The organism is Alteromonas australica (assembly GCF_000730385.1).
Taxonomy (GTDB): Bacteria; Pseudomonadota; Gammaproteobacteria; order Enterobacterales; family Alteromonadaceae; genus Alteromonas; species Alteromonas australica.
In genome coordinates this window covers 4,176,457-4,193,726 of sequence record NZ_CP008849.1, presented here as the reverse complement: position 1 = coordinate 4,193,726, position 17,270 = coordinate 4,176,457, and the positions used below count along the sequence as shown (strand labels likewise).

The window sequence follows — 17,270 nt, the reverse complement described above, 5'->3', positions numbered from 1 at the left end:
TGGCGCATATTTACACAATGGTTTAGCACAGTGGTTGCAGGGGGTTTGGATCGTAAGGCAATGTAAAATAAAGGTAAATTAATAAGAATATGCAATTGGAACAGCTCTTGCTTTGCTAGGTGTAGCTTTCACTTTTTTCCTGTGCTTTTGCAAATTTGAAGGTCATTTCGGTTCTGGATTTTTCAACGGATGGACGCAGCCCAAACTTGTTTTTTAGGGCAATGGCTCAAAAGCGCATTATTTCTTAAGGGAGATATACGGTGTACAAGGTAAGACAAAAAGGTACGACAAAATTACTTACTTCAATAGCGACAACCCGTCGTGTGGCGTTATTGGTTGGCGCCCTGTTTTCAGTATTTGGTTCTTCGTGGGCATTAGCGACAAACGTGAATCAAGACAATCAACCGGGCGAAAGCTCGCCTATTCTGCAGTCTATTATTGATGAAGCAAAGCAGTCTGCAGAGCAAAGCTATAAAGAAAATGATCATGGCCTTGATGACAAATTGAAAGACATTGATTACCAAACCTATCGTGCTATTCGTTTTAAGCCAGAACAAAGTTTGTGGCATGGGGAAAATGACTATGAGGTTCAGTTCTTTCACCCTGGTTTCTTGTATCAACTTCCAGTGACCGTCAATGTTATTGATGCAGATAATGACGCAAGCCCAATCGCGTTTGAAAAGGCGATGTTTAGCTACGATGGTAAAGCGTCATCCTTGGGTCAATATACGAAAGATGAAAATGGCTTCGCAGGTTTTCGCCTTCATTACCCGATAAAAAATGAGCAATATAAAGATGAATTCGCGGTGTTCCTCGGCGCTTCTTACTTCCGTCTAGTGGGCAAAAATCAAGTGTACGGCATCTCTGCCAGAGGCTTGGCGATAGACACTGCATTATCCAAAGGTGAAGAATTTCCCCATTTTACTCAGTTTTGGTTAATTGAGCCGAAGGAAGGTCAACCTATTACGGTATATGCGCGATTAGAGAGCCCTTCCGTGGCTGGCGCTTACAAGTTCGTTATTCAGCCCGGTGTCGACACAGAGGTAAAAGTGCAAAGTTGGTTATTTGCCCGTGAAGACGTTGATAAGTTAGGTATTGCGCCATTTACCAGCATGTTTTTGTACGGTGAGAATACCCAAAAACGTCACGACGACTATCGCCCAGAAGTCCACGATAGCGATGGTGTACTTATGGTGACGCACGCCGGTGAAGAAATTTGGCGTCCGCTAACTAACCCTAGCAGATTACAAGTGACATCACTGAGTGACAGCCACCCCAAAGGGTTTGGTATGTTGCAGCGCGATGGCGAGTGGGACAACTATCTCGATGCTGAGGCCAATTATCACCTACGTCCTGGGTTGTGGGTAACACCAGAGACTGGGTTTGAAAAAGGCCGTTTAGAAGTGGTTGAGATCCCAACGAACTCTGAAATTCACGACAACATTGTTGCATTTTGGACGCCTGATAAGCCCTTTGTATCGGGTGAGTCACTCTATTTTTCTTACAACTTAAGCACAGTGGAACAAAACCCATTTGTGAGCGAGTTGGCGTCGGTCGTTCGCACGCGCCAAGGGGCTGCGGTGTTGCCTGGTGATGAATTTGAAGATGCATCACTGAATACGACGCGTCAATTTAGTATCGACTTTAGTGCGCCTTCAGGGTTTAGCTTTAACAGCGATACGACAAAACTCATTGTACAAGCCAGTAACGGTCAGGTGTCGAAGCAACGTATGCACCCCGTTGCAGATGGCGCAGAAATTAGAGCGACATTCTTCTTGAAACCCAAAGAGAAACAAACGGTAGATATGCGTGCCTACATCGAGCAAGACGGCAAGCGTATTAGCGAGGTATGGAATTATGTCTACCAACCACAGTAATAGCCTAGGTTTGCAAGAAGGTTTGCAGACAAAGAAACCGTCGACAGACGCATCGTCGACCCATAGCCACCTGAACACCAAAGGAGAGCATATGCGTTTGTTTATTATGGCAATGCTAGTTATTCCAAGCACGGCACTGGCCGGTTGGAGTTTATACGAGATATTTCTGCCCAACGGGCTAACGAACCTTGAAATAGCCCAATTGGGTCTTGGATTAACCCTTTTTGCCTGGTTATGCATGGCATTTTGGACAGGCATAATTGGGTTTGTATTGCAGTTGTTCAACATTGACCCCCTTAGCCTCCGTAAAAAGCAATGTGCGCCAGACCAAGATAGCCCTCTGGTGCAAAAACACGCGGTGGTAATGCCGGTGTACAATGAAGATACCCGCAGAATTATGGTAGGTTTTGAAGCGTGTGTACGGGAAATTATGGGCAGCACACAGGCTGAACAATTTGATTTCTTCATGTTAAGCGATACACGTGACGAACAAAAAGCTGAGGCAGAATTACGCGCATGGAACCGCATGACTAAGCGCTTAGGCCAGTATGCTAGCCATGTTTTTTACCGTCGCCGGGAAGAAAACAGCCATAGGAAAGTGGGTAATCTGAAAGATTTTTGTGAGCGCTGGGGTGCAAACTATGAGTCTATGATTGTACTGGATGCGGATAGCATAATGAGTGGTGAGCGCATGCTAGACCTTGCCCGTCGCATTGAGCAGAATCCAGACACCGCGTTAGTGCAAACTATACCGATGCCCGTTCGCCAAGATACTTTCTTTGGTCGGTTTGTTCAATTTGCAGCGCATCTCTATAGCCCTATGCTGGCAACAGGCTTGTCGTTTTGGCAGACAGACAGTGCAAATTACTGGGGGCACAATGCCATCATTCGTATTGCCCCTTTCATGCAGCATTGTGGCCTACCAACCCTTGAAGGCCGCGCACCGTTTGGTGGCGAAGTACTGAGTCACGATTTTGTGGAAGCTGCACTTTTACGTCGAGCTGGCTGGCAGGCTTACTTACTGACCGACACCACAGGCAGTTACGAAGAGGTACCTAGTAACATCGTCGATTATGCCATTCGCGATCGCCGCTGGGTTCAAGGCAACATTCAGCATTTGGGTTTATTAAAGGTGAAAGGGCTAAAAACAGCTAACCGCTTGCATTTTTTATTCGGAGCTTTTGCCTACATTTCTTCACTTGTACTATTTTGTATGCTTGCGCTAGGTACCGCAGATGCGCTTATTCGTGCTACTTCTGTGCCTGACTTCTTTGTGTCAGAATATCAACTTTTCCCAAGTTGGCAGGTGGCACGCCAAGACATGATGATGGTGACAATGTGGGGCACAGCAGCGCTATTATTTCTACCTAAATTGCTGGGTATTACCTTAGCGCTCATCAAACGTAGAAGTGAGTTTGGCGGCGCCTTTTCGTTGCTTAAAAGCGCCATTTTAGAGCTTGTAATGGCGGTATTGATTGCCCCTCTCATGATGTTTTATCACAGCTACTTTGTGATCAGTGTCTTTATTGGCCATTCAGTTAAATGGGAAGCCCAAGAACGTGAAGGACGCAAGGTGCCTTGGTCTGTGGCCTTTAAGCATACCCAAATAATGAGTTGTTTAGCAGTAATTTGGGGCGTGACAACCTTCTACTACACGCCATCACTGTTTATGTGGCTACTTCCTGTTTTAATTGGGATGGTACTGGCGGCGCCTATTATCCGCTTGTCTAGTTCTACTCACCTAGGTGTTAGCTTACGCAATTGGGGTGTTTTCGTTATCGACCAGGAAGTAAAAGAATGTATGGCACTTAAGCGTTTACGTGTCGCCATGAATTACTTCTCAATTTCTCAGTATAAAGCGGAAGTTCCAGCGCTACCAGATAGCTTGTGGGTAACAATGCCTGAACAGGCGTTACATCAAAAGCCACTGCCTATGCAAGGTATTCAGCAACAGGCCGCATAAGTTACAACGGACCTTCACGCATACAAAAAATCCGATATCAGGAACTGATATCGGATTTTTTATGACTTTCACGGCGGTGACTACTTTTCACGGCGGTGACTACTTTTCACGGCGGTCACTACCTACCTGAGTCGCGCAGTCGTATACCCATTTTATCTTTAACGGGTAAAGGTGACAGAGAACGTGACTGGTACTGTGGTAGTAATGCTTTTCAACCCAGCAATCTTTTGCAATGCTTCTACCCCTTCTGTCAGGCCAAATGCTTCAGCCTTAATTAAAGTAGGAGAAACAGTACTTACCGTCATTGTATCGTCATCGAGTTTACTGGCTTTTATTGCAAAGGTCGTGGGTACGGCCTTGCCATGTAGGGTAAGGATGCCGTCAACTTTGGCCACTACCACATCGCCATTTTCCAGGTCTGTGAGGGTGTCAGGTAAGTCGGCAACAAACGTGGCTTTTGCAAACTCAGCGACATTAAACAGCATCTCTTGCATTCGTGAATTGCGAATATCTATGGCAGTATTTACTGAGGCCAAATCTACCTCAATACTTAGCGCTCCACTGTCTGAAAGACTGCCGTCGAAGCTATCAAATTGATGCACTTCTGTGACTTGTGCATTTTTAGTAGAGAGGAAATGCAATGCGCTGGTGTCTTTGTCTACATTCCAGTCAGCCATCGCAGGGAAAGCAAATCCACAGGCAATAAGCGCAGCAGACAACGTCCGAATTCGAGCTGTAATCATGTTATTACTCCTTTGTTTACGCAAACAAAATACCTGCGAGGATGACTCACAGTAAACGTGAAACCTTACGATAAATCTATTACTTTGTATGAGGGTTTACAAAATCATTATACTGCACAACGTCTTGCCAAGGCACCCGTTGATCGCCCATTACCACAAAATCCGGGTTTTCTAGCGAATGGCGCTGGTTGTATGTCAAAGGTTCGAAATTGGCGGCCGCAATGCTACCACCCGCTTCTGAAACAATGCACTGTGAGGCGCCTGTATCCCATTCTCCGGTAACCCCAATACGCATAAATACGTCGGCTTTACCTTCTGCAATAAAGCACGCTTTCAGTGAACAGCTGCCTAAAGGCAGGGTTTGGTATACCCGTTTAGCACACATACGGCCTAATACCTTTTCACGGGATTGGCGACGACTTATGGCAATCATAACCACGCTGTTTTTAGGGTCGTCTAGTTGGCGAACCGAAATAGGATGATCCCCGTCGGGAGACGATTTAAACGCTCCTTTTCCTTTTTCCGCGTAATACAATGATTGCCCTGGGGGCCAAAAAATGACGCCAATCTTTGGCTCATTATTTTCAATAAGGGCAATGTTCACGGCAAAGTCGCCGCTGCGGGCGATAAATTCTTGTGTGCCATCAATGGGGTCGATAAGCCAGTAACGTGGCCAGTCTTTGCGTTCTTCTAAACTGGCGTGTTTGTTTTCTTCAGAAAGAATGGGAATATCGGGGGTGGCTTCGCTAAGCTGTTTCGTAATGATGTCATTGGCAAGGTAATCTGCACTGGTTACCGGCGAATCATCTTCTTTCTGGTAGGCATCAAACTCGCCTTTATCATACACGGTGAGCACGGCCTCACCAGCTTCTATTGCAATTCTTTTGGCTATTTCTAATAGGTCTTCGTGGGCATCATCGGGCATAAATTATTGTTCCTTAAACCACTTTTGAGCTAGTAACAGGGCGGCTATACAGCGAGCTTCAATAAAGTCTTCGCGAGCGAGTAACGCATCAGCGTCGGCAAGGGGCCAGTGAATAACCTCCAAGGGCTCTGGCTCATCACCTTCTAGCTGTTGAGGATACAAGTCTTGTGCCAATACAATGGTCATATTGGCATTAAAGAATGTAGGCGCCATACTTACTTTATGTAGCTCAATTAATTCGTTTGCGCCAAATCCGGCTTCTTCTTTTAATTCGCGATTGGCGGCTTCCAGGGCGCTTTCACCAGGGTCAATTAGCCCTTTTGGAAATCCTAACTGGTATGAGTGGGTGCCCGCGGCGTATTCTCGAATAAGCACTAAGGTATCTTTGTCTATCATAGGTACAATCATAACGGCACCGCGATTGCCCCCGGCCATTCGTTCAAATTGGCGGGTTGCACCATTTGAGAACTCTAAATCGAGGCGTTCTACCCGAAAGAGTTTACTCTGGGCAACGATTTCCCGATGATGAATTTGTGGTAACGGCTTATTCGGGTCAATTTTTCGCATGTCTCTCGCTACAACTTTGTTATCATACCTACTGTATCTAGCTTACTTCATTATAAGGAAAATCGCTTGCCCTTTCTGCCCTGGAATGAAATTGATACGGTGTTGCTGGATATGGACGGCACCTTGTTGGATCTTCACTACGATAACCAGTTTTGGCTTCATCATTTACCCAAACGGTTAGCCGAATTGCGTGGTATTTCTGAGGCGCAAAGCCAAGAAGAAATGGCCAAAAGGTATGAATCTGTTTTTGGACAGATACAGTGGTACTGTCTTGAGTATTGGGCCGAATCGTTAGCGCTAGATTTACATAACGAATTTATGCCACTCAAAAGAGAGTTAGCGCATTTATTAACCTTGCGAGACGATACCATTCCCTTTTTAGAGGCCTTGCATGCGTCGGGGAGAAACGTGGTTTTGGTGACCAACGCCCACCCTGGAAGCCTAGCGCTAAAACTTGAGTTTACACAACTCGATGACCACATAGACAATTTAATATCTACCCACGAGTTTGGTGTCACCAAAGAGTCTCAATCCCTTTGGCAAAAGCTGCAAGCTAGGGTGAAATTCAACCCCGAGCGCACCTTGTTCGTGGACGACTCTTTACCTATATTGGCCGCGGCAAAAGAATTCGGTATTAAACACCTACTAGCAGTGGACAACCCTGATAGCACCTTGCCGCACCGCAATATCACAGAGTTTCCCGCTGTCACCGATTATCGCCTTATGCTGGATGACATACGTCAACATGCAATAGAGAAAAACCATGATTAGTTATCTTTATGTGGGATCTCAAAATCCAGTAAAAGTGAATGCCGCCCTTGAAACCTTAAGTGACACACTTGATGAAGCCTTTGAGGTAGAGGGAATATCTGTTCCCAGTGGCGTATCCGACCAACCCATGACAGAAGAAGAAACCCGAGAAGGCGCCATCAACCGGGTGAAAGCGTTGCTGTCCCTTCATGGTGGTGGGGAAAACGAAGCCTGGTATGTTGCCATCGAAGGTGGTGTAGATGTTTTTGAAGATGGCCCAGCGACCTTTGCCTATGTGGTTATCTATCATGAAGGACATTGGTCAGTGGGACGAAGTGCAAACCTACCTTTGCCAGTGAGCGTGTACCAGGCGCTACAGCGTGGAGAAGAGTTAGGCGATGTGATGGATGCCTTGTTTGACACACACAATATCAAACAAAAAGGCGGCGCTATTGGCTTACTTACCCGTCACCATGCTACCCGGCAAAGTGTGTATCAAGTAGCTCTCACCTTGGCCATGGCCAAGTTCCACTTTCCCGACCTCTACACAGACTAATCTTGGCGGCCAAAGAGAATGAAATCTTTACCTTTGGCCGTAATCTTTACCAACTGCTAAGCGTGTTGAACAATGAAATTTGTTGGCGCTTTTACAGCTAATCTAATGATATATAAAGCATTTGTGAGTTCGCTTTAATTTGGCTTCTTAGTTGCAATAGCTCCTTAACCAACGGATTAAGGAGTGTAACTATGAGCGAGACAATTGATACCTACAACCCAGCGACGGGTGAGAAGTTAGATCATTATCATTTGATGTCAGCGGACGATGCCGAACAAGCCATTACCCGTTCTCAAGAAGCGTATTTAAATTGGCGCAGAACATCTTTTGCTGCCCGTGCAGATTTGCTAAACAATCTTGCCGATTTAATGGAAGCTCGGGTTGATGATCTCGCCAACCTCATGACCAAAGAAATGGGGAAAGTTACCGCGCAAGGTAAACAAGAAGTGCAGCTTTGCGCGCAAATCTGTCGCTATACCGCAGAGCATGGCGCTGCTGTTCTAGAAGATGAACATCGTATCTTTGAAGGAGGACGCGCCATTATTACCTATCAACCCATTGGGGTTATTTTAGGTATTCAGCCTTGGAATTTTCCGCTGTATCAAGTGATCAGATACAGCGTGTCGAATATCATGGCGGGCAATACTACCGTGCTTAAGCATGCTAAAAATGTATTTGGCATGGCGGTGGCTATTCAGCAGCTTTACGAAGATGCAGGATTTCCGAAAAATGTATATCAGTCACTACTGATTGATGGTGGCACCGCAAGCGACCTTATCAAGCATAAGTATGTACGTGGCGTAACCTTTACCGGCAGCGATGAAGTAGGCAAACAAGTCGCGAAAGAAGCGGCGAGCTTGTCAAAGAAAACCGTCATGGAGCTTGGTAGTAACGATGCCTTTATTGTGCTCGCTGACGCCGATATCGACCACGCCGTAGAGATGTGTATTCAAGGCCGAGTGATTAACAATGGCGAAACCTGTGTGGCTGCAAAACGGTTTGTTGTGGTCGATAGCGTGTACGACGAATTTAAAGATAAATTTATCGCCCAGTGTAAGAAGCTGAAAGTTGGTGATCCTACTAATGAAAATACCGATCTTGGCCCCATGGCGCGAAAAGATTTGCGGGACGAGTTGCATGAACAAGTGAAAGAATCTATCGATAAAGGGGCCACGTTATCATTAGGGGGTGAAATCCCCGACGACGGTGGCTATTTTTATCCTATTACCGTGCTTGAAGACGTTTCACCAGGCATGCCTGCTTATGACGACGAGCTATTCGGCCCCGTCGCTTCGCTTATTCGTGCAAGAGATGACAAGCAAGCGATGGAAGTGGCTAACGATTCTCGCTACGGCCTAGGGGGCGGAATATTCAGTAGTGATACTGATAATGCAATTGATTTAGCGAAGAATGAGTTTGATACCGGTATGGTCAATATTAACGGTTATTCATTGGCTCAGCCAAACCTACCGTTTGGTGGTGTAAAAGATAGCGGCTATGGTCGTGAGCACGGCGGTTATGGTATGCGGGAATTTGTAAATATTAAAACGATTATGGTGGCAGAAAAGCAGGCTGAGTAAGTGTGTCACACAATGACATTATGCAAAAAGCGGTAAGGTTGAAGTAACCTTACCGCTTCATTGTTTGTAAATGCGGCTATTGAGCAAGAGGAATAGGTACCTTGGTGCCGTTAACAGTAGAAAAACCGTCTTTGACCGCTATTGTTGAACGATAGCGACCCTCTTCTTTGACCATAAGCTGTTGCATTATGATGAAATCTAAAACCCCTGGTGCTTGTTCTAGCGCTACGCGGCGTAACTCCTCATCACTCATGCTGGCACCCTCTACCGTAGATTGATACTGATTCTGCAAATAGAGCGACGTGAGCCAAACCATAACTTCTTCTTTCGCATCTAGGGCAAGCTCAGCGTCTAAGTGCTTGGCCCAAAAACTTGGGTTCATCAGGTTATCGGGTAAGGTGTCGATATTAACCAGCTTCGTATTGGCATGAGCGCGGATGTCACCTTCAGGAAAGGTGCCCGACAAGTGGGTAATATTTAATTCTGGCGATGCGGCCAGTAAACTTAATAGGTGATCGTCAATCAGTGAGGTTAATTTTGCCGCCATCTCCAGAGGCGGTGTAGAAAGCGATTCATTATTAAACTTTTGATATGCTTTGATGAAGTCGGTATCTAAACGGTTGAACTCAAGGCCAAATTCTAGCGAGCTAGCTTCAAAGTCGTCTGCCATAACAGAGCTCACTGTGTAGTTCATTCCAAGGTTAGCCAGTGCACCATCGTCTTCGAGTGTGGCGTCTGTGGTTAAGACCATGTCATTCACGGTTACCGTGCTTTCTTCTATGCGCTCAATGGTGACTTTTTCCACAGACAAGGTGCTACTTGATGCCAACAACTCGCCTTTAATGGCTGCAAGCATGCTGCCGTAGCTAGTCATAGCAACATCTAAGGTCGATACTGTGGTGGTAAACTCGGCCGTAGAAAATGAGAAAGTGGGGGCTAAACCGGTAAAGTGGGTGGCGTCTCCCTCACTCTTTGCCTTACCTTGATAGCCGGAAAATGAAAAATAAAAGCTTTCTTCTTCGATACTTGCTGTCATGGCTGGCAGTTCATCTTCATATGACAAGCCGCCAAATAACCCTACTACCCCTTGATTACGATAAAAAGGGCTGTCCTGATCCCATTGCAAATACTCTCTAAACCCTTCCCCTTCTAACACCACACTGTATTGAGCTTGGCCAATGCCTACGCTATCGCCTACGTAAATCGGGCCATGATGCGCAACTAATTTCGCCATAACAGTGGGGTTGCTTTCGGTGGGGGCAGCAGAGGTCGCGCCATTTTGAGCATTAAAAATATCGTTGACGTTAATGGTCAGTGCGATATCCGCGGTACTACTGAACCAACCCTTTTGGTATTCAATAATCTCGGCCCCGTAAATGCTATGGTTGTTTAAGGCATCAGTGATGTCTATCACCTGGGATTCCACGTTATCGCCAACAAATTTAGGCGCAATAACGAGAACCGCTAGCGTTACCGCCGCGCTGATTAAGGCAATTTTCTTCATAGTACAATCCCTTGTTTAGGTTTGGTGTGGTATTCAGTCAGCAAATGTCACTGAATTTATAATTTTACGGCAATATAGCCATTAGCATCTGGCTGACCAAAGAAGCGAGAGGCTTGATGAACTTCTTCTGGCAAACTTTCATCTGGCTTGAATTTGCCCTCTACATTAATGCGTTTTAAATTCATGGCAACAATGGCATCTACCGATAACCCCAATAGGTTAGGCTCACTGACACTAATGCCAATATCATCGCCTTCACATCTTAATTTGGCCGAATAAGTACCGAAATCTATAGGGCCTTGAGTGCCTGCTACGGTGGCATTTAACCAGTCACCTGTGCCAGACAAGGTTTGACAAGTTTGCCCAATAGCGAGCTCTTGAATATTAACTTTAAAACGCCCGCCAGCATTAACCGGTAGGGGCAGTTTTACTTGAGCAAGTACGCGATCCACAGGAAGGTAAACCACCACATTTTCTGCATCCAAAACATTGAAGTTAAACAACGAGGTGGAAAGCGAGCCGCTAAAGGCAATATCGTCAGTGTTACGAATGTTTCCAGCGGTTATGTCGCCTGCTAAGGTGCCGGTGAATAACGACCAAGGTGATATTGACCACTTAAGGTTGTTAATAGGTAAACCGTTAACCACTAAGGTTTGTGCTTTGCCAGACCATATCGTCCCCGACACCTTATTGATTGAAACACCTTTTGGTAAATCGAGCCGTCCAACAACATGAATGGCGGGCATATAGGCGATAACAAAAACCAAAAAGGCGATCAGGCCGCCAAGTATCCAACCTATACGTAACTTCATGCTTTTCCTAACTGTAAACGTCTAATTTTGATATAACCTGCGGCATCAGCTTCAGCAATGTCTGCTTGCAATATAACTACGCCCATACTCTCCATGGATTTAAGCCAAGCAAGCACATCGTTAAAGGGGGCCTGATCGACCCACACTTGCAATTCATCCCCTTGAGGCTGCATGCGCGACACTTCAATATTATGTTGTGCCACTGACCGGTTAACGGCCTGAGGAAGTGAACCGGAAAGTGTACGGGTTCCGGCGCTATTAATGCGCAATTGCTTCGCTCTAGCGGCACTGTCTTCCACCCATACTAGTAATGCGTGCTGATTATCTAATAGCTTCTGCTGCTGAGTGAGAGCATGGTTAAGTGGCGACCAGACAAGGTAATAAAACAGTGCGATAAGCACCACGACACCCGACACTAATACCAAGGTTTGTTCGCGCTCTGTTAACGCTTTAAATTTCTCAATCATGGCCTTCATGACGCGCTCCGAATAGATACTGTGCCAATCACCATATCATCACGGTTGTTAATTGCACCTTGTTCAACAAGAAACCCAGCGGCTTCTGCCTGGCGGCGAAATTGCTCCAATGACTCGAAGGTTTTCCCCATTGCTTGAATACGAATTTCGGTTCTATTGGCGTCAAAGCGAAGGGTTTGCGGCTTCACTTTGGTACTGGAAAATGCAGGCGTTAACTGTTCCAGCATAATCAACATAGACGCATTACCGCCACCTAGCGCGAGTTTATCAAGCTCAGATTGCAATTTAAGCTTTACGTTGCGATAGGCTCCTAAATTAGGAAACCCTTGTTTTACGGCACTGTCTATTTGGGCTTTTAGCGCCGCATTTTCAGCTTTCAGCTGATACAAGGTAACCCCTTTATCAATCAGGCTGGTGCAAAGCACCAATACCGCCAATACCGCAGCTACTCGCCATTGCGACCATAATGTATTGGTTTGACGCTTAACCTTATAATCGCCTTGTAACAAGTTGAAATTGCTTGTCATGGCTTCTTTTGCCAGCACCTGCATAGGCAAATCTAGAGGCGCATCGTTAACATTAATATTCGGTGTGTCGGTTAAATCAATACCGGCGTAATTAGTGATGTTAACGGGGCCATCGTGCTGGGCGGTAAAGTGACTTAAGGTAGGAAGTAACCAGGTTTGTTCACCTTGAATACCTTTAAACGTGTCTTGGCGAACCAGTAATTGTTCGCCCATCGTCAGGAGTGACCAACCGTTCTCTGTAGTCGGCACTGCTAATACATCTGGGATTAAACGGTCGCAAAATAATCCGGCGTCACCCAACCATTGTGTCCACAAGGCTAACTTTTCGTGACTGACTACCGCCACGGCTTGTTTGTCACCCTGTTTGGGCCCAATGGCAAAAAATTGCTCGCTAATATCGGTGGCCAGTTCATCTTCTAGCATAAACGGTAACGCAGAGAGTACTTTGCGGCCTGCCCGAGGTGGTAAAGTCACCCATTTGAGCAAAACTTCGCTGCTTGGGGCCAGCGCTATCACCGCACGATTGCCAGCGCGTTCACGTAAGGTTGCAAGGTCGTCTGCATGGGTGAGTTCGCCAGAAGCGATAATTTCTTCTTCTGAGGTGGAGTAGACTATCCAGCTAATGGGATCAGATTCGGTCGCGCCTAATCTGACAAGGAGTTGTTCCATTACTTAATTCCTCCAAACTCGCGTTTTACTATGCTTACGCCCGCGCCTTCTTCAGCATGAAACACGGTGGAAAGCTTAAAGGTTGCTTTATTGTAGCGGGTTTTCGTGTGCAAAATAAAATACTCAGATGTGACTTTAAACCAGTCTTTGCGCGTGTCTGACAAATCCAGAGCAGCAATGGTGGTTTCATTTAAAAAATCGTCAGCGTCGTCCCACCCATCAGTGGGCCGGCTACTGATTACGCCCTTTGCCTGGGTGATGTCTAAGCCTGTCAAACCCGCTAGCAAAGCGGCGTTATCTTCTTCAATGGTATTAACATTAATCGCCATGGTTTCCACGCCAGGTATAACGCATACAAGGGGCATAACCTCATTTAGCCAGTTAGCCGAGACGCCATTAACAATACGAAGTTCTGACTTGGATGCCATAACCCCATTGGCGGCTAAATAAGGGAATTCTTTTGACTCGTATTCACTGTCTTCCGCACCATAGGGACGCATGTTGTCATCGGAATCTATCCAATCCGCCAGGCTGTCTCTTACTGTATCGGCGGTATAGTCGTCTATTCCATCTACTTCAAGGGCAAGCAACATGGTATGAAATGCTGCCATGGCTTCAGTGATATCGCTATTAGACCCCGTTGACGTTGATTCACCTTGTAAAATCGCATTCAAATTAAAACACGCTTGTAAGTCTTTTAGTTCGGCTTCTAAGCCCCCGTTTTCTAGCGGGTAGGCAATAGGTTGTGCCCAAGGTTGGCTGAGTGAAATTTTATCGCCTGTTTCTTCTATCAGGGTTTGAATCGATTTTCTTGCAAAAGCTTCAGCACCTACGCCGTACCAGTAGGCTTGATTGTTATCTTTGATGTTTGCTGTGCGTTGTATTTGTAATTGCAAACGCGTGCCCATTTCTGTCGCTAAAACCGATACTAACGCCACAATCATCAGCACTATCATCAAGGCGACACCGTGTTGGCGTTTGAGAGAATGTCTCACGATTGTTGCCCTCCTGGCGTCAAGGCAAACTCACGACGTATCGTGCCAAAATCTTTACTATCAAACTCTATCGCCACGGCTTTCGGTAATACCGAGCCTTTATAGCTTTTAGACCAGCCACTTTCGCTGTCGCTATCATCCGCATTCTCTTGATGGCTGAGAAACTCAACATCAAAGCGCTCAATATTGTCTAACAAGACACGTATTTTAGGCTCGTGCCCAATGACATTGTCTACGTAGTTACTGTATAGCCGTTCTAATTTGCCGTCTTGTAAGCGATAAACTACCGACTGCAACGTACTGCGGGGCAGCATGTACTGTGGGTTGTGCCAACCACTGCGCACGAAACCTAGGGTGTCGCCGTCGCCCATGTCACTTTCACCACCCGCCATGACCACATTTTGTTGCTCACCCTCAATACGAGCGGCACGGGGGACGGCTTGTTGAATATCTCGCTCTAGTATTACCATCGCGCGCTGTAGTTGCTGTAATTTTTGGAACCGTTCGCTCGATAAGTCGTTACTGTCTATAACGGTGGTCAGTAGCCCTGTTGATGCCAGTCCAATCAGGGTGAAAATGGCCATGGCAATGAGGATTTCTAACAATGTAAATCCTTTTTGCATTAGCGGTTTCCTGAGGTCGGTTTGGCAACAAAGGTGGTGACGCTGGTGACGCTGTCGCTATAGTCTTGTTGTAGCCCCACCTTCACAGTTACGGCGCGCAAGTCGTCGTCGTTAGTTTTCACCACGTTTTGCTGCCAGTACCAAGTGCGCTGGGCCATTGGCATCTCACCCTTTAAATTATTTTTTGGCGGCCATGTGGCGTCAATTTGTAGCTGATTTAGCCGGTTGCTGGCCACATAATTGGCGAAGGTAACCGCTTCTACTTGCCCTACATTGCTTAGGTGATCCCCTGCGGCTTTTAAAATAGCGCTGCCGGTTAGTGCAAAAATCAGCAAGGCGACCATCACCTCAAGTAACGTCATGCCTTGTTGCTTGATTGGCCCACAGGGCGTATTGAAGCACTTCATTCTGGGCTATCCAAAGGGCCTGTTAGGGAAAGAGGCGGTGTTTCTTTGTTTTGCAATGCAAAGTAAACCGGCTCTTCGTTGAAATCACCTTCGTAATTAAACATCAAACTAAAGGGCGTAATTTCCCCGCTGGACATAATGAGGATCTGTGGTGGAGGCAATGTTTTTTCTTCCTCGCTACCAATGTCTACTCCAGCATCAGACACACTGAGGTTCTCATCAAACAAGTCCCGATCGAATAAACTGTCTTCTTCATCCCAAGGTAGGTCGTCTAAATTCAGCGTTAAGGTAAAGGGTTCAGGCAGCGTATAAGGGGCGTACATTTTTTCGTCTTCTACTCGTTGCCATTCGTCCTCATCATCGAGGTAGACAAAATAATAGCTATTTTCCGCTTGCTCTACTCGTATACCCAATTGCTGCTGATTTAATACAGCATAATCACTGGCCATATCTACGATAACCTGTAGCCGTTGGGCCTGGCTTTTTAATAAATCACTTTTGCTGGCACCAAACGCGTTAAACATCACATAGCCCGCGGCTAACCCCATCAGTAAGAGGACTAACATTACCTCTAACAAGGTAAAGCCTCGGGGTACACTTCGCTTTGGGTTCACGTTAGGCATAGGATAATTTAGTTAAGGTAATCGTTAATGTTCCAGTTACCAATATCATCGTCAGTTCCCGGCTCGCCATCAGGGCCGTTTGAAAATAAATCAACCGCGCCTAATTCCCCTGGGCTAATTAATGCGTATGGGTTGCCCCAAGGATCTTCAGGCAGACGTTTAATAAAGCCACCATCGGGGTAATTGCGTGGAATAGGGTCGATAGTGGGCGCATTCACTAGCGCATCTAAACCCTGCTCTGTGGTGGGAAAGCGGTTGTTGCGTAACTTGTACATCTCAAGGGCACTTTCAAGCTGTTGAATATCAACGGCGGCCTTTTTTAGTTGAGCTTCTTCTTGGTTGCCCAATATTTGCGGCGCCACCATAGAGGCCATAATGCCGATGATAAGTAATACCACCATGACTTCAATTAAACTGAATCCAGAATTGCGTTTTAAGGTTCTCATTAGATATTCACCATGTTGTTCAAGGCCAAAATTGGCTGCAAAATTGCCATAACAATAAACAAAACTATGCCTGCCATAGAAACGATTAGTAACGGTTCGAAGACTTTTAGTGAAATACCAATAAGGGCTTCGAATTCGCGGTCTTGGTTGTCGGCGGCACGGGCTAGCATTTGTTGCAACTCGCCAGATTTCTCACCAGAGGCAATCATATGCATCATCATTGGCGGAAAAATTTTTGTGTTCTCTAGTGCGGCGCGCAAACTGCTGCCTTCTTTTACATTGACAGCAGCATCGGCCACTTGGTTCTTAATATGTTGGTTTTCCAGCACATCACCGGAAATGCGCATGGCTTCGAGTAGTGGCACTGCACTGGCGCTGAGTATGCTCAGTGTACGGGCAAAACGTGCCGTGTTCATGCCTCGGGAAACTTTGCCAATAAGCGGTAACTTGAGTATGAGCTGGTGGAATTTTAACTTCATGTGTTTTTGCTGAAGAATACGCTGCGCAATAACCACAAGTACTGCAATCACCATCAGCATAAAGAGCCCGTAGTTTTGCAGCCAAGTACTTATGGCAATCAAAAACTGGGTGATCCCCGGTAAATCTTGCCCCATGTGATCAAACTGCCCGACAATTTTGGGAACCACCACCGTCAGCAGTAAGAGCACAATACCAAACGCGAAAAATAACATAAGCGAGGGGTAGACCATGGCTTGAATAATCTGACTGCGGGTTTGTTGTCGGCGCTCGGTGTAGTCAGCCAAGCGGTTTAACACCGTGTCTAAATGCCCTGACTTCTCACCGGCGGCCACCATAGCTCTGAACAGGTCATCAAACACACTGGGGAATTCTGCGAGTGCATCAGCCAGCCCGTGGCCTTCGACGACTTTACTGCGTACGGCCATCATCATATTTTTTTGACGGGGCTTTTCGCTTTGTTCTGCAACCGCGAGTAACGCTTCCTCAACAGGCAACGACGATTCTACCAAGGTAGCTAATTGGCGGGTTAATAGCGCTAAGTCAGAAGCCGAAATACGTGGCTTAAATAAGGAGGCTGCAAACCCCTTTTCGCTCTCTTGAGAGCGCTCAGCCACCTGTTCCACTTCAAGAGGTATTAGCCCTTTCTCGCGCAATTGTTGTCGTACCTGACGGGCGTTATCCCCTTCCAGTACTCCATTTAAATTGCGGCCACGAGCATTAACGGCCTTATAAGCAAATGCGGCCATA

At 46.3% G+C, this 17,270-nt stretch carries 18 protein-coding genes; 5 read left to right on the top strand and 13 right to left on the bottom strand.

The window, feature by feature from the left end; genetic code table 11:
* Positions 1-260: 260 nt before the first annotated feature.
* Positions 261-1,877, top strand: coding sequence for a glucan biosynthesis protein (locus EP13_RS18255; RefSeq protein ID WP_081869540.1), 1,617 nt, complete (start codon positions 261-263; stop codon positions 1,875-1,877).
* Complete coding sequence (gene mdoH, locus EP13_RS18250) at positions 1,858-3,840, top strand: glucans biosynthesis glucosyltransferase MdoH (RefSeq protein WP_044058524.1); 1,983 nt, start codon at positions 1,858-1,860, stop codon at positions 3,838-3,840. The genes EP13_RS18255 and mdoH overlap by 20 nt, the downstream gene beginning before the upstream one ends.
* A gap of 158 nt (positions 3,841-3,998) precedes the next feature.
* On the opposite strand, the gene EP13_RS18245 is transcribed toward mdoH, so the two are convergent.
* From EP13_RS18245 to nudE, 3 genes are all read right to left on the bottom strand, one after another.
* Positions 3,999-4,583: a YceI family protein gene (locus tag EP13_RS18245; RefSeq protein ID WP_044058523.1), complete on the bottom strand. Its 585-nt coding sequence runs from the start codon at positions 4,581-4,583 to the stop codon at positions 3,999-4,001.
* 79 nt (positions 4,584-4,662) lie between these two features.
* Entirely contained in the window at positions 4,663-5,508 is an 846-nt protein-coding gene (gene cysQ / locus EP13_RS18240) for a 3'(2'),5'-bisphosphate nucleotidase CysQ (protein ID WP_044058522.1), read from the bottom strand.
* Between the two features lie 3 nt (positions 5,509-5,511).
* Positions 5,512-6,075, bottom strand: coding sequence for an ADP compounds hydrolase NudE (gene nudE / locus EP13_RS18235; RefSeq protein ID WP_044058521.1), 564 nt, complete (start codon positions 6,073-6,075; stop codon positions 5,512-5,514).
* Positions 6,076-6,141: 66 nt separating this feature from the next.
* On the opposite strand from nudE, the gene yrfG reads away from it, so the two are divergent.
* From yrfG to EP13_RS18220, 3 genes are all read left to right on the top strand, one after another.
* Positions 6,142-6,846, top strand: a complete 705-nt coding sequence (gene yrfG, locus EP13_RS18230) for a GMP/IMP nucleotidase (protein ID WP_044058520.1) — start codon at positions 6,142-6,144, stop codon at positions 6,844-6,846.
* On the top strand, positions 6,839-7,381 hold the full coding sequence (gene yjjX, locus EP13_RS18225) for an inosine/xanthosine triphosphatase (RefSeq protein ID WP_044058519.1): 543 nt from the start codon (positions 6,839-6,841) through the stop codon (positions 7,379-7,381). The genes yrfG and yjjX overlap by 8 nt, the downstream gene beginning before the upstream one ends.
* 191 nt (positions 7,382-7,572) lie before the next feature.
* A complete protein-coding gene (locus EP13_RS18220; protein WP_044058518.1) occupies positions 7,573-8,961 on the top strand; it encodes an NAD-dependent succinate-semialdehyde dehydrogenase in 1,389 nt (462 codons plus the stop codon).
* A 76-nt stretch (positions 8,962-9,037) separates the two neighbouring features.
* Here the strand turns inward: EP13_RS18220 and EP13_RS18215 are convergent, their stop codons facing one another.
* The 10 genes from EP13_RS18215 to gspF are packed head-to-tail and all read right to left on the bottom strand — an operon-like array spanning position 9,038 to position 17,269.
* Positions 9,038-10,465 carry a YdgA family protein gene (locus tag EP13_RS18215; RefSeq protein WP_044058517.1) on the bottom strand — a complete coding sequence of 476 codons (1,428 nt, stop codon included), beginning with the start codon at positions 10,463-10,465 and terminating at the stop codon, positions 9,038-9,040.
* A 56-nt stretch (positions 10,466-10,521) separates the two neighbouring features.
* Positions 10,522-11,277 (bottom strand): type II secretion system protein N, encoded by a 756-nt coding sequence (locus EP13_RS18210; RefSeq protein ID WP_044058516.1) that lies wholly within the window; start codon positions 11,275-11,277, stop codon positions 10,522-10,524.
* The gene (gspM, locus tag EP13_RS18205) at positions 11,274-11,753 is read right to left on the bottom strand and encodes a type II secretion system protein GspM (protein WP_044058515.1); all 480 of its coding nucleotides are present in this window, start codon (positions 11,751-11,753) and stop codon (positions 11,274-11,276) included. The genes EP13_RS18210 and gspM overlap by 4 nt, the downstream gene beginning before the upstream one ends.
* Positions 11,750-12,949 carry a type II secretion system protein GspL gene (gene gspL / locus EP13_RS18200; protein WP_044058514.1) on the bottom strand — a complete coding sequence of 400 codons (1,200 nt, stop codon included), beginning with the start codon at positions 12,947-12,949 and terminating at the stop codon, positions 11,750-11,752. Before gspL ends, gspM begins: the two co-directional genes overlap by 4 nt.
* Positions 12,949-13,944 (bottom strand): type II secretion system minor pseudopilin GspK, encoded by a 996-nt coding sequence (gene gspK / locus EP13_RS18195; protein WP_044058513.1) that lies wholly within the window; start codon positions 13,942-13,944, stop codon positions 12,949-12,951. Before gspK ends, gspL begins: the two co-directional genes overlap by 1 nt.
* A complete protein-coding gene (gene gspJ / locus EP13_RS18190; protein ID WP_044058512.1) occupies positions 13,941-14,567 on the bottom strand; it encodes a type II secretion system minor pseudopilin GspJ in 627 nt (208 codons plus the stop codon). The genes gspK and gspJ overlap by 4 nt, the downstream gene beginning before the upstream one ends.
* Positions 14,567-14,974, bottom strand: a complete 408-nt coding sequence (gene gspI, locus EP13_RS18185; RefSeq protein ID WP_044058511.1) for a type II secretion system minor pseudopilin GspI — start codon at positions 14,972-14,974, stop codon at positions 14,567-14,569. Before gspI ends, gspJ begins: the two co-directional genes overlap by 1 nt.
* Entirely contained in the window at positions 14,971-15,597 is a 627-nt protein-coding gene (gene gspH / locus EP13_RS18180) for a type II secretion system minor pseudopilin GspH (RefSeq protein WP_052364486.1), read from the bottom strand. The genes gspI and gspH overlap by 4 nt, the downstream gene beginning before the upstream one ends.
* 8 nt (positions 15,598-15,605) lie before the next feature.
* Positions 15,606-16,043: a type II secretion system major pseudopilin GspG gene (gspG, locus tag EP13_RS18175; protein ID WP_044058510.1), complete on the bottom strand. Its 438-nt coding sequence runs from the start codon at positions 16,041-16,043 to the stop codon at positions 15,606-15,608.
* A complete protein-coding gene (gene gspF / locus EP13_RS18170) occupies positions 16,043-17,269 on the bottom strand; it encodes a type II secretion system inner membrane protein GspF (RefSeq protein ID WP_044058509.1) in 1,227 nt (408 codons plus the stop codon). Before gspF ends, gspG begins: the two co-directional genes overlap by 1 nt.
* Position 17,270 lies beyond the last annotated feature (1 nt).

Bases quoted from the DNA above. Each gene is read 5' to 3' on its own strand.
- mdoH (WP_044058524.1), top strand. From the start codon at position 1,858: ATGTCTACCAACCACAGTAATAGCCTAGGTTTGCAAGAAGGTTTGCAG.
- EP13_RS18245 (WP_044058523.1), bottom strand. From the start codon at position 4,583: ATGATTACAGCTCGAATTCGGACGTTGTCTGCTGCGCTTATTGCCTGT.
- cysQ (WP_044058522.1), bottom strand. From the start codon at position 5,508: ATGCCCGATGATGCCCACGAAGACCTATTAGAAATAGCCAAAAGAATT.
- nudE (WP_044058521.1), bottom strand. From the start codon at position 6,075: ATGCGAAAAATTGACCCGAATAAGCCGTTACCACAAATTCATCATCGG.
- yjjX (WP_044058519.1), top strand. From the start codon at position 6,839: ATGATTAGTTATCTTTATGTGGGATCTCAAAATCCAGTAAAAGTGAAT.
- EP13_RS18220 (WP_044058518.1), top strand. From the start codon at position 7,573: ATGAGCGAGACAATTGATACCTACAACCCAGCGACGGGTGAGAAGTTA.
- EP13_RS18215 (WP_044058517.1), bottom strand. From the start codon at position 10,465: ATGAAGAAAATTGCCTTAATCAGCGCGGCGGTAACGCTAGCGGTTCTC.
- EP13_RS18210 (WP_044058516.1), bottom strand. From the start codon at position 11,277: ATGAAGTTACGTATAGGTTGGATACTTGGCGGCCTGATCGCCTTTTTG.
- gspM (WP_044058515.1), bottom strand. From the start codon at position 11,753: ATGAAGGCCATGATTGAGAAATTTAAAGCGTTAACAGAGCGCGAACAA.
- gspL (WP_044058514.1), bottom strand. From the start codon at position 12,949: ATGGAACAACTCCTTGTCAGATTAGGCGCGACCGAATCTGATCCCATT.
- gspJ (WP_044058512.1), bottom strand. From the start codon at position 14,567: ATGCAAAAAGGATTTACATTGTTAGAAATCCTCATTGCCATGGCCATT.
- gspI (WP_044058511.1), bottom strand. From the start codon at position 14,974: ATGAAGTGCTTCAATACGCCCTGTGGGCCAATCAAGCAACAAGGCATG.
- gspH (WP_052364486.1), bottom strand. From the start codon at position 15,597: ATGCCTAACGTGAACCCAAAGCGAAGTGTACCCCGAGGCTTTACCTTG.
- gspG (WP_044058510.1), bottom strand. From the start codon at position 16,043: ATGAGAACCTTAAAACGCAATTCTGGATTCAGTTTAATTGAAGTCATG.
- gspF (WP_044058509.1), bottom strand. From the start codon at position 17,269: ATGGCCGCATTTGCTTATAAGGCCGTTAATGCTCGTGGCCGCAATTTA.